This window comes from Pantoea sp. ANP04 (assembly GCF_041982285.1).
GTDB classification, from domain to species: domain Bacteria; phylum Pseudomonadota; class Gammaproteobacteria; order Enterobacterales; family Enterobacteriaceae; genus Pantoea; species Pantoea eucalypti.
In genome coordinates this window covers 22,171-37,818 of sequence record NZ_JAUTYS010000017.1, presented here as the reverse complement: position 1 = coordinate 37,818, position 15,648 = coordinate 22,171, and the positions used below count along the sequence as shown (strand labels likewise).

Here is a 15,648-nt window from a genome sequence, read left to right as displayed (position 1 = left end):
ACATTCTGTTAACCTGCCGCCCTTTTTCGTATTAGGTAGAAGCTGGAATATGTCTCGCATTTTAAGTCTGGCGGTTGCACTGCTGTTTGTCCCCGCCGCTGACGCCCTCAACCTGAATAACTATCATCAGAATAACTTTCAGCAGGCCAAAACCTTTGCGGCGGCGATCAATGCCGATGCGCCAGGTTCGTTTTATTGCGGCTGTAAAATTCAGTGGCAGGGAAAAAAAGGCACGCCCGATCTCAGCAGCTGTGGTTACCAGGTGCGCAAAAATGCGAACCGCGCTGCACGTATTGAGTGGGAACATGTGATGCCGGCATGGGAATTCGGTCATCAGCGCCAGTGCTGGCAGGAGGGAGGCCGCAAAAACTGCAGTAAAGATCCCGACTATCGCCGCATTGAAACTGACCTGCACAATCTGGAACCTGCGGTGGGTGAAGTGAATGGCGACCGTGGCAACTTCGCCTACAGTCAATGGAACGGCAGCGAGAAGCAGTACGGCCAGTGTGAGATGAAGATCGATTTTAAACTCAAACAGGCAGAGCCACCCGCTCGTGCGCGTGGCGCCATTGCCCGCACCTATTTCTACATGCGCGACCAGTATCATCTGCGCATTTCGCGCCAGCAGACGCAGCTGTTTACCGCCTGGGACAGGCTCTATCCCGTCACCCAATGGGAGTGCGAACGCGACCAGCGCATTGCAAAGGTTCAGGGCAATCACAATCCTTATGTGCAGCAGGCTTGCCAGCGCTAAAATCCCTGCCCTACACTAGCTCTTTTTTCCATGACGCCGCTGCAGCGCGGCGTCCGGTCTCAGGAATCTTATGCGCATACCTCGCATCTATCACGCCGAACCCCTGGACATCGGCAGTGAAATTACCCTGGATGAAGATGCATCCAATCATGTAGGCCGCGTGCTCCGGATGACGGCAGGTCAGCGTCTGGAACTCTTTGATGGCACTAATCTGACTTTTGCAGCAGAGATCACGCATGTTGATAAAAAGCGTGTAAAAGTATCCGTCACAGAGAGCCAGCCGGACGATCGCGATTCGCCTTTACATCTGCATTTAGGTCAGGTGATGTCGCGCGGTGAAAAAATGGAATTCACTATCCAGAAATCGATCGAACTGGGCGTGAATATCATTACACCCTTGTTTTCCGAGCGCTGTGGCGTAAAGCTTGATGCTGAGCGTCTGGCGAAAAAAATCCAGCAGTGGCAGAAAATTGCGATTGCCGCCTGCGAGCAGTGCGGACGTAATCGCGTGCCGGAGATTCGTGAAGCGATGACACTGGAAGCCTGGTGTGCGGAAGCTGACAGCGGTTTAAAGCTCAACCTGCATCCCCGCGCCAGTCACAGCATCAACACGCTGCCACAGCCTGTTGAGCGGGTACGACTGCTGATTGGTCCTGAAGGCGGTTTGTCTGCGGACGAAATTGCGATGACGGCGCAGCACGATTTTACTGACATTTTGCTTGGCCCACGGGTATTACGCACCGAAACTACCGCGCTGACGGCCATTACGGCACTTCAGGTGAGGTTTGGCGACCTGGGTTAAGCGATACTTTCAGCGGTCCTGACTCATCGGCCCACTGCAGACCGAACCAGACGAGGCGGTCAATGCCGCCTCACCGAGGAGATAATAATGATTAAACTTGGCATCGTGATGGACCCTATTTCGTCCATCAATATTAAAAAAGACTCCAGCTTCGCCATGCTGCTGGAAGCACAGCGCCGTGGTTACGAAATTCACTACATGGAGATGCACGATCTCTCCATGCGTGGTGGCGTGGCGTCTGCCCGCACCCGCCTGCTGACCGTTGAGCAGAACCCTGAGAACTGGTTCCAGTTCGGCAGCGAGCAGGTGATCCCGCTGGCTGATCTGAACGTGGTGCTGATGCGTAAAGATCCGCCATTCGATACCGAGTTCATCTATGCGACCTACATTCTGGAGCGTGCTGAAGAGCTGGGTACGCTGATCGTGAATAAGCCGCAGAGCCTGCGCGACTGTAACGAAAAGCTCTACACCGCCTGGTTCGCCGAGTTTACGCCGGACACCCTGGTCACCCGCAGCAAAGCGCAGCTGCGTGATTTCTGGCAGGAGCATGGTGATATCATCATGAAGCCGCTGGATGGTATGGGCGGTGCGTCTATTTTCCGCGTGAAGAAAGACGATCCTAACTTTGGCGTGATTACCGAAACCCTGACCGAGCATGAGAGTCGTTTCTGCATGGCGCAGAACTACATTGCGGCAATCAAAGAGGGTGACAAACGCGTGCTGGTGGTGGATGGCGAGCCGGTGCCTTACTGCCTGGCACGTATTCCGCAGGGCGGTGAAACGCGTGGCAACCTCGCGGCTGGTGGGCGTGGTGAAGCACGTGCGTTAAGCGAAAGCGACTGGGAAATTGCACGTCGTGTTGGCCCGACGCTGAAAGCAAAAGGACTGATTTTTGTCGGTCTGGACATCATCGGTGATAAACTGACAGAAGTTAACGTGACCAGCCCAACCTGCATACGTGAAATTGAGGCTGCGTTCCCGATCTCCATCACCGGCATGTTGATGGATGCCATTGAGAAACGCCTGGGCTGAGCAAAACGCCGGGGCGAGGCTCCGTGATCAACCCAATACCGGTGCGGTCGTCGCGTGCCGGTTATTTTTTTGGTACATCGTGTGACAATGAATTTACAACATCACTTTTTGATTGCCATGCCTTCATTGCAGGATCCTTTCTTCAAACGTTCCGTAGTCTATGTCTGTGAACATAACGAAGAGGGTGCAATGGGACTGATCATTAATAAACCCATGGAAAACCTGACGGTTGAAGGCATTCTGAAGAAGCTGAAAATCTCTGCTGAAGATCGCGATCCGTCGATCAAGCTGGATAAACCGGTGTTTACCGGCGGGCCGCTGGCAGAAGATCGTGGCTTTATCCTGCACTCAGCCCAACGCACGTTTACCTCCAGCATTCGTGTGTCCGATAACACGATCATCACCACGTCCCGTGACGTGCTGGAGTCCATCGGCACGGCGTCTCAGCCCACCAATGTGCTGGTCGCGCTGGGTTACTGTGCCTGGGAAAAAGATCAGCTGGAGAATGAGCTGATGGAAAATGCCTGGCTGACGACGCCAGCTAACAGCAACATCCTGTTCCAGACGCCGATTTCAGAGCGCTGGCGCGAAGCGGCGCGCAGTATTGGCGTCGATATTCACAACATGGCCAGCGACGCCGGACACGCCTGATGTCAACTCAAACTCTGTTAGGTTTCGATTTCGGCACCAAAAGTATTGGTGTCGCCGTAGGGCAGCAACTCACTGGCAGCGCCCGACCGCTGACCGCCCTGAAAGCGCAGGATGGCATTCCGGACTGGCTGGTGATCGAAAAGCTGCTGAAAGAGTGGCAGCCCGATTTCGTGGTCGTCGGCTTACCGCTCAATATGGATGGCACTGAGCAGCCGTTAACTGACCGCGCGCGTAAATTTGCTAACCGTCTGCACGGTCGCTTTGGCATTCGTGTAGAGCTTCAGGATGAACGACTCAGCACGGTAGAAGCGCGTGCTGGCCTGTTTGAACGTGGTGGTTATCGCGCGCTCAATAAAGGGTCGGTTGATTCACAGTCTGCTGCCATCATTTTGCAGGACTGGTTCGAAAACCATTACTGACCTTCCGGCTTAATCAGCCCGTCAGCCTGACGCGCCAGCCTGCTCTGCTCAAACGTCTGCATACCGGCCTGTGCGCCGGTCTGTAGCATTGCCGGGATCTGGTGCATCTTGCCTTCCCTGATCAGATTCGTGATGCCAGGCGTGGCAATCAGTAGCTCAAACAGTCCAATGCGCGACCCGGCAGCAGACGGCACCAGTTTCTGTGCAATCACCGCTTTCAGGCTGCCTGCCAGTTGAGTGCGCACCAGATGCTTCTCCTCCGCCGGGAAGACATCCACCAGCCGATCTACCGCCTGTGCTGCGCCACGTGTGTGCAGCGTTGCCAGCACCAGATGGCCGGTCTCTGCCGCCGTTAGCGCCTGTCTGATTGTGTCGCTGTCGCGCAGTTCGCCCAGCAGAATGACGTCAGGATCTTCACGCAGTGCCGCCTTTATCCCCTGGGCGAACGAACTGCAGTGCAGGCCGATTTCGCGCTGCTGAATCAGCGACTGCTGGCTGTGGTGAATAAATTCAATCGGGTCTTCCAGCGTAATGATATGGCGCGCCTGCTGTCCGTTCAGCGCATCGACCAGCGCCGCCAGCGTGGTAGATTTACCGCTGCCCGTGGCACCGGTCACCAGAATCAGCCCATCCTGCTGCGTCAGTAACGTCGGCACAATAGCAGGCAGTTGCAGGCTCTCCAGCGTCGGGCACACAGAGGCAATAATGCGCAGCGCCAGTGACAGGCCGTTACGCTGCTTAAACAGGTTTGCGCGCAGACGCTGGCCGCAGGCCAGGCTCAGGGCGAAATCGAGCTGCCCTGTGCTCGCCAGTTCCTGACACTGCGGGTCACTGAGCCAGCGGGCCATAAACTGCGCCATCCAGTCAGCAGAGAGCACCGCCTGCTGTGGAATCGCCTCCAGCCGTCCCTGCCGTCGCCAGTAGGGCAAATGTCCGCTGCAAAGGTGCAGATCGACGGCATTATGCTTTACACTAAGCTCCACCATTTCATCCAGATTCATAATTTCTCCTGACTATGACCTCAATCCAGCAGAACCTACAGCAAGTGCGGCAGCGAATCGCCGCCGCTGCCGCGCAGTGCGGCCGCGCACCAGAAGAAATTACCCTGCTTGCAGTCAGTAAAACCAAACCTGCGAGCGCGGTCGAAGAAGCCTTTGCCGCAGGCCAGATTGGCTTTGGTGAAAATTACGTTCAGGAAGGGGTTGAAAAGGTCCAGGCACTGGCCGCACATCCTGAGCTGGAGTGGCACTTCATCGGCCCGCTGCAGTCCAACAAAAGCCGTCTGGTGGCAGAAAATTTCGCCTGGTGTCACACCATTGACCGCCAGCGTATTGCGCAGCGGCTCAGCGATCAGCGGCCCGCCTCGCTGCCACCGCTGAATGTGTTAATTCAGGTAAATATCAGTGACGAGAACAGCAAATCTGGCATCATGCTGGAGGCCGTTTCCGGGCTGGCGGAGCAGATTGCTGCGCTGCCGCAACTGCGGCTGCGGGGATTGATGGCGATTCCGGCTGCGGAGAGCGATTATCAGCGTCAGCTGGCAGTGTGTCAGCAGATGGCGGAAGCCTTCCGGCAGTTGCAACAGCAGTATTCGGATATTGATACGCTTTCACTGGGAATGAGCGATGACATGGAGGCGGCAATCGCCGCAGGCAGTACGATGGTGCGTATCGGCACCGCCATTTTTGGCGCACGAGATTATGCGCACAACTCACAACAATAATAGAGGAACTTCATGTTAACACTGACGTTTTTAGTAAAAACGCTGATCGATCTCTACGTCATGGTGCTGCTGTTACGCATCTGGATGCAGTGGTCCCGCTGCGATTTTTACAATCCAGTGGCACAGTTTGTCGTTAAAGTGACACAGCCGGTTGTTAAGCCACTGCGCCGCATACTGCCGGCTCTGGGGCCGATTGATACTGCTTCACTGCTGCTGGCCTTTGTGCTGACCACGCTGAAATACCCGATTTTATTGCTAATCCAGGTGGGTGTGTTCTCGGTCGATCCGACTAATCTGCTGGTCGGTCTGCTGTCGCTGGTCAAATCCGCCGGCTATCTGGTCTTCTGGGTCATCATCGTACGCTCTCTGATGAGCTGGATTAGCCAGGGTCGGGGTCCTGTCGATTATCTGCTGGTGCAGTTAACCGAGCCGATGATGGCACCGATTCGCCGTATTCTGCCTGCGATGGGCGGCATCGATTTCTCAGCGATGATCGTCATCCTGGTGCTGTATGCCCTGAACTTTCTCGGCATGGACCTGTTCCCGGGTCTCTGGTATCTGCTGTAAATGAATCAAACTGGAACTGTTATGCAAAAAGTTGTCCTCGCAACCGGCAATCCCGGCAAAGTGCGTGAGCTGGCGGAGTTACTCTCCGCCTTTGGTCTGGATATCGTCGCGCAGACTGACCTTGGGGTTGAATCGGCGGATGAGACCGGCCTGACCTTTATTGAGAACGCGATTCTCAAGGCGCGTCACGCGGCACAGATCACCGGATTACCGGCCATTGCCGATGACTCCGGCCTGGCCGTGGATGCGCTGGGCGGCGCGCCTGGCATCTACTCTGCGCGCTACGCCGGTGAAGAGGCCAGCGATCAGCAGAACCTGGAGAAGCTGCTGCAGGCGCTGGAAAATGTGCCTGACGGTCAGCGCCAGGCGCAGTTTCACTGCGTGCTGGTCTATCTGCGTCATGCGGAAGACCCGACCCCGCTGGTGTTCCACGGCAGCTGGCAGGGTGAGATTACCCGCTCCGCCTCTGGCACCGGTGGCTTTGGTTACGACCCGATTTTCTTTGTCCCGGCGCTGGGTAAAACAGCGGCCGAGCTGAGTAAAGCGGAAAAAGGTGCAGCTTCTCACCGGGGTAAAGCATTGACGCTGTTGCTGGAAGCCATGCGTAATGCCTAATCTGCCGCCGTTAAGTCTCTATATCCACATTCCGTGGTGCGTACAGAAATGTCCCTACTGTGATTTTAACTCCCATGCGCTAAAAGATGAGGTGCCGCACGTTGAATACGTACAGCACCTGCTGCGCGATCTGGAGATCGACCTGCCGCTGATCGGTGACCGTGAAGTGCGCACGATCTTCATCGGTGGCGGCACGCCCAGCCTGCTGAGCAGCAGCGCGATGCAGATGCTGATGGATGGTGTGCGGGCGCGTCTGACGCTCTCCCCTGATGCCGAAGTGACCATGGAAGCCAATCCGGGCACCGTGGAAGCGGACCGGTTCAGTGCCTATCAGCGCGCCGGTATTAACCGTATTTCGATTGGCGTGCAAAGTTTCAGCCCGCAAAAGCTGCAGCGTCTTGGCCGCATTCATGGCCCGGAAGAGGCCGTCCGCGCCGCTGAACTGGCGGAGTCTCTGTCGCTGCGCAGCTTTAACCTCGACCTGATGCATGGCCTGCCCGATCAGTCGCTGGAAGAGGCGCTTGATGATTTACGTCAGGCGATTGCGCTGAATCCGCCGCATCTCTCCTGGTATCAGCTCACTATCGAACCCAACACCCTGTTTGGCTCACGCCCGCCGGTGCTGCCGGATGATGATGCGCTGTGGGATATTTTCGAACAGGGCGATCAGTTGCTGCAGGCGGCCGGTTATCAGCAGTATGAGACCTCCGCCTACGCGAAGCCGGGTTATCGCTGTGAACACAACCTCAACTACTGGCGCTTCGGCGACTATCTGGGAATTGGATGTGGCGCGCACGGCAAGCTGACGCAGCCAGATGGCCGCATTGTTCGCACGGTGAAAACCCGTCATCCGCGTGGGTTTATGCAGGGCAACTATCGCGAAAAGCAGTACGACGTTGCCGATAGCGACAAGCCGTTTGAATATTTTATGAACCGCTTTCGCCTGCTGGAGGCCGCGCCGCGTGACGAATTCAGCCGCTACACCGGCTTGTCAGAGCAGGTGATTCGTCCACAGATGGATGCCGCGATTGCCGCCGGTTACGTGATAGAAACCGCTGAGCAGTGGCAGATTACGGAGAAAGGAAAACTCTTCCTGAACTCGCTGCTGGAGCTGTTTTTAGCGGAAGAATAGGCGAGGAAGGGTAAAAAAATCGCCTCAGCCCGGCAGGCTGAGGCGATTTTTATTTTTTCAGTGCGCCAGTAAGCTGTTTACGCTGATCTTCCAGCGAAATAACGCGATTACACACCTCGTGACCGAAGTTCTGGAAATCCTGCTCCTGTTTGCTCCACTCAGCCTGAATCGACTGCTGCAAACCGCCAAGATTCCCCATAATCGCCTGCAGCGGATTACTTCCGCCGCTGCCCTGCTTACTGCCCATCTCATTCAGGCTATCCTGCATCACGCCGCCCAGCGTCGACTGCACCAGCCTTTCACCTTCGGCGCGCACCTGATCAATCGCCTGATGGTGGAACGTCAGCCCGTCTTCACGGTGTTCAATAATGCGATTCATCTGCTGTTTCAGCTGGCCATTCAGTGTGGTCAGGCGATTGCGCACGTTGCTGTCGGTGCCCAGTTTCTCAACGATGACCCGATCCAGTGCCGCCCGCCCTTTCTCCAGACGTGACGTCGCCCCGCTGTCGATCCACGGCAGATCGCGACGCAGCGCGTTCTGATAGTCGATCGCTTTCTGGCGCTCAGCATTATCCAGCGTGACCTTCTGTCCATTGAACTGCACGTCGCCCTGCGGCGAGATTTCCATATTGCCGTTGGCACCGACCACCTGCACACTCTGTGGTCTGATGACCACATCGTCCTGAGGCTTAACGCTGCATTCATAGGCTGCCTGAGCCTGAGTTGCTGCTACCAGCAGCACAGCAAGAAGCGTTTTACGCATCATATCTACTCCCTAAGATCGGGTCTGAAACCCTTTGATCGGGCCTCAGCCCGACACGGTGTGACGACTTAGTCCCACCAGACGTCAAAGAGTTCAGTCATCTGCACGTCCTGCAGCTTGCGATCTTCCAGCCATTTGCGAACCAGCGCACGATGTTCATCAGTACATTTGCCGGTTTTCTGCAGGCAAACCAGACCTTCCCACACCATGTAACCGCTGCCATCGAAAGCCAGACCGTTAGGATCGATCGCTTCGTTGATGAACTGGTTCAGCGTCTCATCAATTTCGCTTTCGCTGGTGCCTTCCGGGAAACGCCAGGCAACCGAGAAGCCCAGTTCCTGAAACTCATCGATGTGCAGTTTTTTACGTAAACGGCGGCTGCGTTGTGTGGCCATTATTTCACCCTCTCAAACATTAAATCCCATACGCCGTGGCCTAAACGCTGCCCGCGCTGCTCAAACTTGGTCAGTGGACGCGTCTCAGGACGCGGCACGTAATTGTGTTGTTCTGACTGGTTGCGGTAGCCAGAAATGCTGTTCATCACTTCCAGCATATGTTCCGCGTAGGCTTCCCAGTCGGTCGCCATGTGGAAAACGCCGCCCAGCTTCAGTTTACGCATCACCAGCTCGGCGAAAGGCACCTGAACGATACGGCGTTTATTGTGGCGCGCTTTATGCCATGGATCGGGGAAGAAAAGCTGAACCATACGCAGTGAGTTATCCGGAATCATCTTCTCCAGCACTTCCACCCCGTCATGACACATTACCCGCAGGTTCTGCACATCGGCTTCTTTCGCGGAAGCCAGACAGGCACCTACGCCTGGCGCATGCACTTCAATACCCAGGAAGTTCTGATGCGGCGTGTTCTGCGCCATAGTGACCAGCGAGGCACCCATGCCAAAGCCAATCTCCAGCGTCACCGGGGCTTCGCGGCCAAACAATGCGGGCAGATCGACAGGCTCCGGCTGATATTCCACCCCCATGATCGGCCACAGGGTGTCCAGCGCCTGCTGCTGGCCTTTTGTTAAGCGACCCTGGCGGCGCACAAAGCTACGGATCCGGCGCAATGGCCGCCCGTTCTCATCAAATTCTGGGGTGATGACGTCATTAATCATGTAAAAGCCTGCTGGTTAGCCTGTTCCGGGAAACGGGCATTATGCAAAGTTCATAAGCAGAAGCAAGCCTTTGCAATCTTCCGGTTTACACCCAGGTGCGCATGTGCTGGAATTCCTGCCTGAGTGTAGAGTAAACACGGAAAATTTCCTTCTTATGATGCAAGCGCCGCAGTTCGCGCAACAGGTGCTGGACTGGTATCAGCGCTTTGGTCGCAAAACCCTGCCGTGGCAGCTGGAGAAAACGCCTTATAAGGTGTGGCTCTCTGAAGTGATGCTACAGCAAACCCAGGTTGCCACTGTAATCCCCTATTTTGAACGCTTTATGGCGCGCTTCCCCACGGTTACCGATCTGGCTGCGGCACCGCTCGATGAGGTGCTGCACCTCTGGACCGGGCTCGGCTACTACGCCCGTGCGCGTAATCTGCATAAAGCCGCAAAGCAGATTGTTGAAGTGCATCAGGGCGAGTTCCCACGTAATTTTGATGATGTCTCTGCCCTGCCCGGCGTTGGCCGCTCCACGGCCGGCGCGATTCTGTCGCTGTCACTGGGCCAGCACTTCCCGATTCTGGATGGCAACGTCAAGCGTGTGCTGGCTCGCTGCTATGCCATTGGCGGCTGGCCGGGTAAAAAAGAGGTCGAAAAACGTCTCTGGCAGATCAGTGAAGAGGTCACCCCTGCCGAGGGCGTCAGCCAGTTTAATCAGGCAATGATGGATCTGGGTGCTCTCGTCTGTACCCGTTCGAAGCCGAAGTGTGAAATCTGTCCGCTTAACAGCGGCTGTGAGGCGTACGCCAGCAGCAGCTGGGCGAGCTATCCCGGCAAGAAACCTAAGCAGGTGCTGCCGGAACGCAGCGGCTGGTTCCTGATGATGCAGGATGGCGATGATGTCTGGCTGGAGCAGCGTCCGCCTGTGGGCCTGTGGGGCGGTCTGTTCTGCTTCCCGCAGTTCACCACCGAAACGGCGCTCACCGACTGGCTGACGGCGCGTGGCATCCATGCAAAACCGCAGCAGCTAACCGCGTTTCGTCACACCTTCAGCCATTTCCATCTTGATATCGTGCCAATGTGGCTGTCATGGCCTTCTGCCGGGGCGGCGATGGATGAAGCAGGCGGTCTCTGGTATAACTTAGCGCTGCCACCATCTGTGGGATTAGCTGCACCCGTTGAGCGCCTGTTACACGAGCTGCGCCATCCCCGACAACTGGCTTTGGACAGTTGTGAGATTAATGAGGAAGAGTAATGAGCCGCACCATTTTTTGTACTTTTTTACAGCGCGACGCGGAAGGTCAGGATTTTCAGCTCTATCCGGGCGACCTGGGTAAGCGTATTTACAACGACATCTCCAAAGAAGCCTGGCAGAAGTGGATGGCGAAACAGACCATGTTGATCAACGAGAAAAAGCTCAACATGATGAATCCCGAAGATCGTAAAGTGCTGGAGAAGGAGATGATCAATTTCCTGTTCGAAGGTAAAGACGTTCATATCGAAGGCTATACACCGCCAGAAGCGTAAACATTCCGGGCCTCATCACTGAGGCCGGTTATCCAGGTCAGGCTTGCATTCCCAATGAATAAAAAATTAATCGCCCTGCTGGTGATAGCACCACTTCTGGTTTCCTGCTCCGGGTCAAAGAAGCAGCAGACCCACGAGGAGTGGGTAAAAGACACCAACGCCTTTGATATTCTGATGGGGCAGTTTGCTCATAATATTGAGAATATCTGGGGTATCAATGAGGTCCTGATCGCCGGACCAAAAGATTACGTCAAATACAGCGACAACTATTACACCCGCAGCCACATCAACTTTGAAAGCGGTAAGCTGACCATCGAGACGATTTCTGGCACCGATCCGATGGCCAGTCTGCGTCAGGCGATCGTGACCACGCTTTTGATTGGTGAAGATCCGGGTAATGTCGATCTCTATTCTGACGCCAACGACATCGAGATCAGTAAAGAGCCGCTGCTCTATGGTCAGGTGCTGGATAACACCGGTCAGCCGATTCGCTGGCAGGGCCGCGCGGAAGCTTTTGCTGACTATCTGATCCAGAATAAGTTGATGCGTCGCACTTCGGGTCTGCATGTGATTTACAGCATTTCGATTCCGATGGTGCCGAACCACCTGGACAAACGTGCGCACAAATACCTGCCGATGGTGCGTAAAGCTTCCGAACAGTATGGTGTCGATGCCTCATTGATCCTGGCGATTATGCAGACCGAGTCGAGCTTTAACCCCTACGCCGTAAGCCACTCTGATGCGCTGGGTCTGATGCAGGTGGTGCAGCACACCGCCGGTGTTGACGTCTTCCGCATGAAGGGTAAATGGGGCAAGCCGAGTCGCAGTTATCTGCTGGATCCAGAGAACAATATTGATGCCGGTACGGCTTATCTGTCGCTGTTGCAGCGCAGCTATCTGGGCGGCATTCAGGATCCGGTATCACGCCGCTATGCGGTGATCACCGCCTATAACGGTGGTGCAGGCAGCGTGTTGCGCGTCTTCTCCAGCGATAAAGATCGGGCGTTTTCGATGATCAACGGTATGTCATCCAGCAAGGTTTACTCGACCCTGGCGAACCAGCACCCATCGGCGGAGTCGCGTCGTTATCTGTATAAGGTGAGTACTGCGCAGAAGAGTTATCGGGGATTCTGATCGGCCCGCTGAAGCGGGGTTGTTGTTCGCTGCGCGAACGGGGCTTGAGTACGGAGCTGAAGCTGGTGTTTGTTCGCTGCGCGAACGGGCGCTGAGAAGGTTTCGTTCGCCTGGCAGCGAGCTGGCACTGAGCGGGTTCCGACCGCCTGGCCGATGGTTCGCTGCGCGAACAGGCGCTGAGAAGGTTTCGTTCGCCTGGCATGCTGGGCAGTTTCAGTCACGCCTCTGCAGGCGACCAACAAGGGGGCGCCAGTCGCCGCGCCCCCTTGACCCCGGGCTCCGGCCTGCTTCACCGCCGCTTCGCGATCCCTTCGCTTCTTCAGGTTTTCTCACGGACCGTCGGGACGCGCCATCCCTGGCGCGAACCCGCCTCTTCGCGACATCCCTGTCGCTCGTCCTGAAATCCCTCATCCGCTCAGCGGTTCTGACGGCCTCCCTTTCCCCGCTTTTATCTCTTCTTTAAATGTTGATTCATTGTCGCTGAAAGTTTTCAAAATTAGCTTTGCTTTCGGTCCATCAGACAGCGCCGCACCACAGAAAGCAAAAAGAAATCGCAGGCAGGGGTTTTACCAGAGGCGTCCGAAGCGCTGAGGAACAACCGGAGGCCAGGATGAGCCGACAGGACGTCGGCGAAAGGACGGAACGAGCCAGGGATGGCGAGTCCGGACGGTCCTCGGGCCGCAGGGCGTGACGAAGGCACCCCGCAAAGCGGGGCGCGCAGGCAGCCGGACGCCGGGATTGTTAAGGGGCGGGCGTACGCCCCTTTACACGTCCGCCTGCTCAGGCGAACTGAAACTCCCCCACGCCTGGCGGACGGAACCCGCTCAGCGTCAGTATGCTGGCAGGCGAACGAAAAATTCTCAGCGCCCGTTCGCGCAGCGAACAAAAAGGCCCGGCGGGCCGCTACCCGCCTCTGCCCCCGCTCAGATCAGCGCTCCACTATCATATTCGCCACCAGATACTTCTGTCCCTGGTCATCCTCTTCGGTATAAACACCCTGCAGCTCCGGCGAGAAGCCCGGCAGCAGGTTAAGCCCCTCTTCCAGCGCCAGGAAATAACGCTGCACCGCGCCACCCCACACTTCACCTGGCACAACGCACAGCACGCCAGGAGGATAAGGCAGCGCGCCTTCAGCAGCGACACGCCCGGCTGCATCGGCAATGGGGACCAGCTCCACTTCGCCGCGAATATAAGCCTGATGCGCATCCTGCGGATTGACCCTCACTGGCGGGAACTCCGCAGCGCGGAACATCAGACGCTGCAGATCCTTAACGTTGTGACTGACGTAGAGATCGTGCATCTCCTGACAGAGGCGACGCAGAGTATAGCCGGCATAGCGTTGCGCATTCTTGCGATAAATCGTCGGCAGCACTTCGGCCAGCGGCGCATCCTCTTTTACATGCTGCTCAAACTGCGCCAGCATCGCCACCAGATTCGCCATCTTCTCCGGACTCTCAGCCGGGGTCAGCAGGAACAGGATCGAGTTGAGATCGCACTTCTCCGGCACAATGCCGTTCTCACGCAGGTAGTTCGCCAGTATGGTCGCGGGGATCCCAAAATCACTGTATTCGCCGCTGGCAGCATCGATGCCCGGCGTGGTTAGCAATAGCTTGCAGGGATCGACCCGATATTGATCGCGGGCGTAACCCGCAAAGCCGTGCCACTTCGACTGGGGTTCAAAGCTGAAATAGCGCAGATCGCGGGCGATCGTTTCAGTGGGCGCATCCTGCCAGCGCTGACCCTCTACCGTCTCCGGCACAAACGGCAGGATCATTTCACAGCGGTCCAGGATCGCTTTACGTGCATCAATGCCCACCATGACGCACTCATCCCACATGCGACGCCCCGCTTCGCCCTGATGAATTCTGGCGTTGATATCCAGCGCGGCAAACAGCGGATAGAACGGGCTGGTTGATGCATGCAGCATAAAAGCGTTATTCAGTCGCTTGTGCGGACAGAAACGCCGCTGTCCGCGAATGTGATTATCTTTTTTGTGGATCTGCGAGGTTTGTGAAAAACCTGCCAGCTGCTTATGCACGGACTGCGTGACAAAGATGCCGGGATCGTTCTCATTCAGCTCTAGCGTCAGCGGCGAACAGCCCTCCATCAGGGGAATGAACTGCTCATAGCCGAGCCACGCGGAATCAAACAGGATGTAATCACACAGATGACCAATACGATCTACGACCTGACGTGCGTTGTAAACCGTACCGTCGTAGGTGCCCAGCTGGATGATCGCCAGACGGAAAGGCCGCGCCTCTTCCGCCCGCTGCGGATCCACTGCCGCGATCTGCCCGCGCAGATAAGCCTCATCGAAACAGTGCGCGTCAATGCCGCCGATAAAACCGAAGGGGTTACGTGCCGCTTCAAGATAAACCGGGGTCGCGCCCGCCTGAATCAATGCGCCATGATGATTAGACTTATGATTGTTGCGGTCAAACAGCACCAGATCGCCGCGGGTCAGCAGCGCATTGGTCACTACTTTATTGGCGCTGGAGGTGCCGTTAAGCACAAAGTAAGTTTTGTCGGCGTTAAATACCTTTGCTGCATACTTCTGCGCATCTTTGGCTGAGCCTTCGTGGATCAGCAGATCGCCCAGTTTGACGTCGGCGTTGCACATATCAGAACGGAAAACATTCTCGCCGTAAAAGTCATAAAACTGTTTACCCGCCGGATGCTTTTTAAAAAACGCGCCGCCCTGATGGCCGGGACAGGCAAAGGTGCTGTTCTGCATGTCGACATAGCGGGTCAGCGTCTCGAAAAAGGGTGGCAATAGCTCAGCTTCATACGCCTGCGCAGCCGCTTCCAGCGCTATCCACTCCTGCGGCTCGCCATTCAGCTCACCGCTGACGCCGGGCAGGTGCATCACCTCTTCTTCAAACGCATTTGCGACAAACACCGGCAGATTAAAGCCGGTATGCCGCAGCAGCGCCAGTACACCGCTGCGGGTATCTGCCAGCGAAACGACAACCGCTGCCACATCAGTAAAGTCGGTGTTATCCAGCGTCACTACGTCACGCGAGGTGTTCAGGGTCAGACTGGGCGCGACAGCGGCGCTGGCAGCAATTTTCAGTGGAGTCATAACAGAATCCCTAACGTCAGGGAGGAAGTGCCTGAGGCACAATCATGGGGACAGCGCCCCGGCGAATTATTAACAGAAAGGCATTACGCAGCCCATGGAGAAAAGCCCCACAACCGCGGCCTGGCTGGCCTCACCGCATGAGAAATAACGAAGCGTTCGGCAATGTGGAAAACACGATGTGCGCCGGAGAAAGCGAACGGTAATCCGGGCGAGTGCGCGGTGAACCGGACATGGCGACGTCCTCTGTGATGAAGAAGCAGGGTCAAAAAGTGGCGGTCATAATGTCATCTTTTTTATACGTGGACAACCCGACCCGGACAATTATTCAGTCACCCTGCAAAAATGTAA

General features: G+C 56.2%; 17 protein-coding genes. 12 read left to right on the top strand and 5 right to left on the bottom strand.

The window, feature by feature from the left end; genetic code table 11:
• Positions 1–49: 49 nt before the first annotated feature.
• The 5 genes from endA (at position 50) to ruvX (ending at position 3,658) form a co-directional block, all read left to right on the top strand.
• On the top strand, positions 50–754 hold the full coding sequence (gene endA, locus Q7C21_RS19665) for a deoxyribonuclease I (protein ID WP_008925684.1): 705 nt from the start codon (positions 50–52) through the stop codon (positions 752–754).
• 70 nt (positions 755–824) lie between these two features.
• The gene (gene rsmE, locus Q7C21_RS19660) at positions 825–1,556 is read left to right on the top strand and encodes a 16S rRNA (uracil(1498)-N(3))-methyltransferase (RefSeq protein ID WP_375151044.1); all 732 of its coding nucleotides are present in this window, start codon (positions 825–827) and stop codon (positions 1,554–1,556) included.
• An 87-nt stretch (positions 1,557–1,643) separates the two neighbouring features.
• Entirely contained in the window at positions 1,644–2,588 is a 945-nt protein-coding gene (gene gshB, locus Q7C21_RS19655; RefSeq protein ID WP_003853383.1) for a glutathione synthase, read from the top strand.
• Between the two features lie 87 nt (positions 2,589–2,675).
• Positions 2,676–3,239, top strand: a complete 564-nt coding sequence (locus Q7C21_RS19650) for a YqgE/AlgH family protein (RefSeq protein ID WP_033762926.1) — start codon at positions 2,676–2,678, stop codon at positions 3,237–3,239.
• Entirely contained in the window at positions 3,239–3,658 is a 420-nt protein-coding gene (gene ruvX / locus Q7C21_RS19645; protein ID WP_003853387.1) for a Holliday junction resolvase RuvX, read from the top strand. Before Q7C21_RS19650 ends, ruvX begins: the two co-directional genes overlap by 1 nt.
• Here ruvX and Q7C21_RS19640 read toward each other — a convergent pair.
• On the bottom strand, positions 3,652–4,659 hold the full coding sequence (locus Q7C21_RS19640) for a type IV pilus twitching motility protein PilT (protein WP_003853390.1): 1,008 nt from the start codon (positions 4,657–4,659) through the stop codon (positions 3,652–3,654). The two genes, ruvX and Q7C21_RS19640, sit on opposite strands and share 7 nt — an antisense overlap.
• 14 nt (positions 4,660–4,673) lie before the next feature.
• On the opposite strand from Q7C21_RS19640, the gene Q7C21_RS19635 reads away from it, so the two are divergent.
• Genes Q7C21_RS19635 through hemW form a run of 4 tightly spaced genes read left to right on the top strand, consistent with a single transcriptional unit; the run spans position 4,674 to position 7,695 of the window.
• Positions 4,674–5,381 (top strand): YggS family pyridoxal phosphate-dependent enzyme, encoded by a 708-nt coding sequence (locus Q7C21_RS19635; protein WP_008925687.1) that lies wholly within the window; start codon positions 4,674–4,676, stop codon positions 5,379–5,381.
• A 12-nt stretch (positions 5,382–5,393) separates the two neighbouring features.
• Positions 5,394–5,948 (top strand): YggT family protein, encoded by a 555-nt coding sequence (locus Q7C21_RS19630; protein ID WP_003853395.1) that lies wholly within the window; start codon positions 5,394–5,396, stop codon positions 5,946–5,948.
• A gap of 21 nt (positions 5,949–5,969) precedes the next feature.
• Positions 5,970–6,563: an XTP/dITP diphosphatase gene (locus tag Q7C21_RS19625; protein WP_003853397.1), complete on the top strand. Its 594-nt coding sequence runs from the start codon at positions 5,970–5,972 to the stop codon at positions 6,561–6,563.
• Entirely contained in the window at positions 6,556–7,695 is a 1,140-nt protein-coding gene (gene hemW / locus Q7C21_RS19620) for a radical SAM family heme chaperone HemW (protein WP_140034089.1), read from the top strand. Before Q7C21_RS19625 ends, hemW begins: the two co-directional genes overlap by 8 nt.
• Positions 7,696–7,744: 49 nt before the next feature.
• Here the strand turns inward: hemW and Q7C21_RS19615 are convergent, their stop codons facing one another.
• The 3 genes from Q7C21_RS19615 to trmB all read right to left on the bottom strand — a co-directional run bounded on the left by Q7C21_RS19615 (position 7,745) and on the right by trmB (position 9,572).
• Complete coding sequence (locus Q7C21_RS19615) at positions 7,745–8,461, bottom strand: DUF2884 domain-containing protein (RefSeq protein WP_003853402.1); 717 nt, start codon at positions 8,459–8,461, stop codon at positions 7,745–7,747.
• A 65-nt stretch (positions 8,462–8,526) separates the two neighbouring features.
• Entirely contained in the window at positions 8,527–8,853 is a 327-nt protein-coding gene (locus Q7C21_RS19610) for a YggL family protein (protein ID WP_375151043.1), read from the bottom strand.
• Positions 8,853–9,572 carry a tRNA (guanosine(46)-N7)-methyltransferase TrmB gene (gene trmB / locus Q7C21_RS19605; RefSeq protein WP_375151042.1) on the bottom strand — a complete coding sequence of 240 codons (720 nt, stop codon included), beginning with the start codon at positions 9,570–9,572 and terminating at the stop codon, positions 8,853–8,855. The genes Q7C21_RS19610 and trmB overlap by 1 nt, the downstream gene beginning before the upstream one ends.
• A 154-nt stretch (positions 9,573–9,726) precedes the next feature.
• Here trmB and mutY point away from each other — a divergent pair, with 154 nt between their 5' ends.
• The 3 genes from mutY to mltC are packed head-to-tail and all read left to right on the top strand — an operon-like array spanning position 9,727 to position 12,218.
• Positions 9,727–10,812: an A/G-specific adenine glycosylase gene (mutY, locus tag Q7C21_RS19600; protein WP_003853407.1), complete on the top strand. Its 1,086-nt coding sequence runs from the start codon at positions 9,727–9,729 to the stop codon at positions 10,810–10,812.
• Positions 10,812–11,084 (top strand): oxidative damage protection protein, encoded by a 273-nt coding sequence (locus tag Q7C21_RS19595; protein WP_003853409.1) that lies wholly within the window; start codon positions 10,812–10,814, stop codon positions 11,082–11,084. The genes mutY and Q7C21_RS19595 overlap by 1 nt, the downstream gene beginning before the upstream one ends.
• Before the next feature lie 54 nt (positions 11,085–11,138).
• Positions 11,139–12,218 (top strand): membrane-bound lytic murein transglycosylase MltC, encoded by a 1,080-nt coding sequence (gene mltC, locus Q7C21_RS19590; protein ID WP_003853410.1) that lies wholly within the window; start codon positions 11,139–11,141, stop codon positions 12,216–12,218.
• A gap of 928 nt (positions 12,219–13,146) precedes the next feature.
• Here mltC and Q7C21_RS19585 read toward each other — a convergent pair.
• Positions 13,147–15,300 carry an ornithine decarboxylase gene (locus Q7C21_RS19585; protein ID WP_140034090.1) on the bottom strand — a complete coding sequence of 718 codons (2,154 nt, stop codon included), beginning with the start codon at positions 15,298–15,300 and terminating at the stop codon, positions 13,147–13,149.
• Positions 15,301–15,648: the final 348 nt, after the last annotated feature.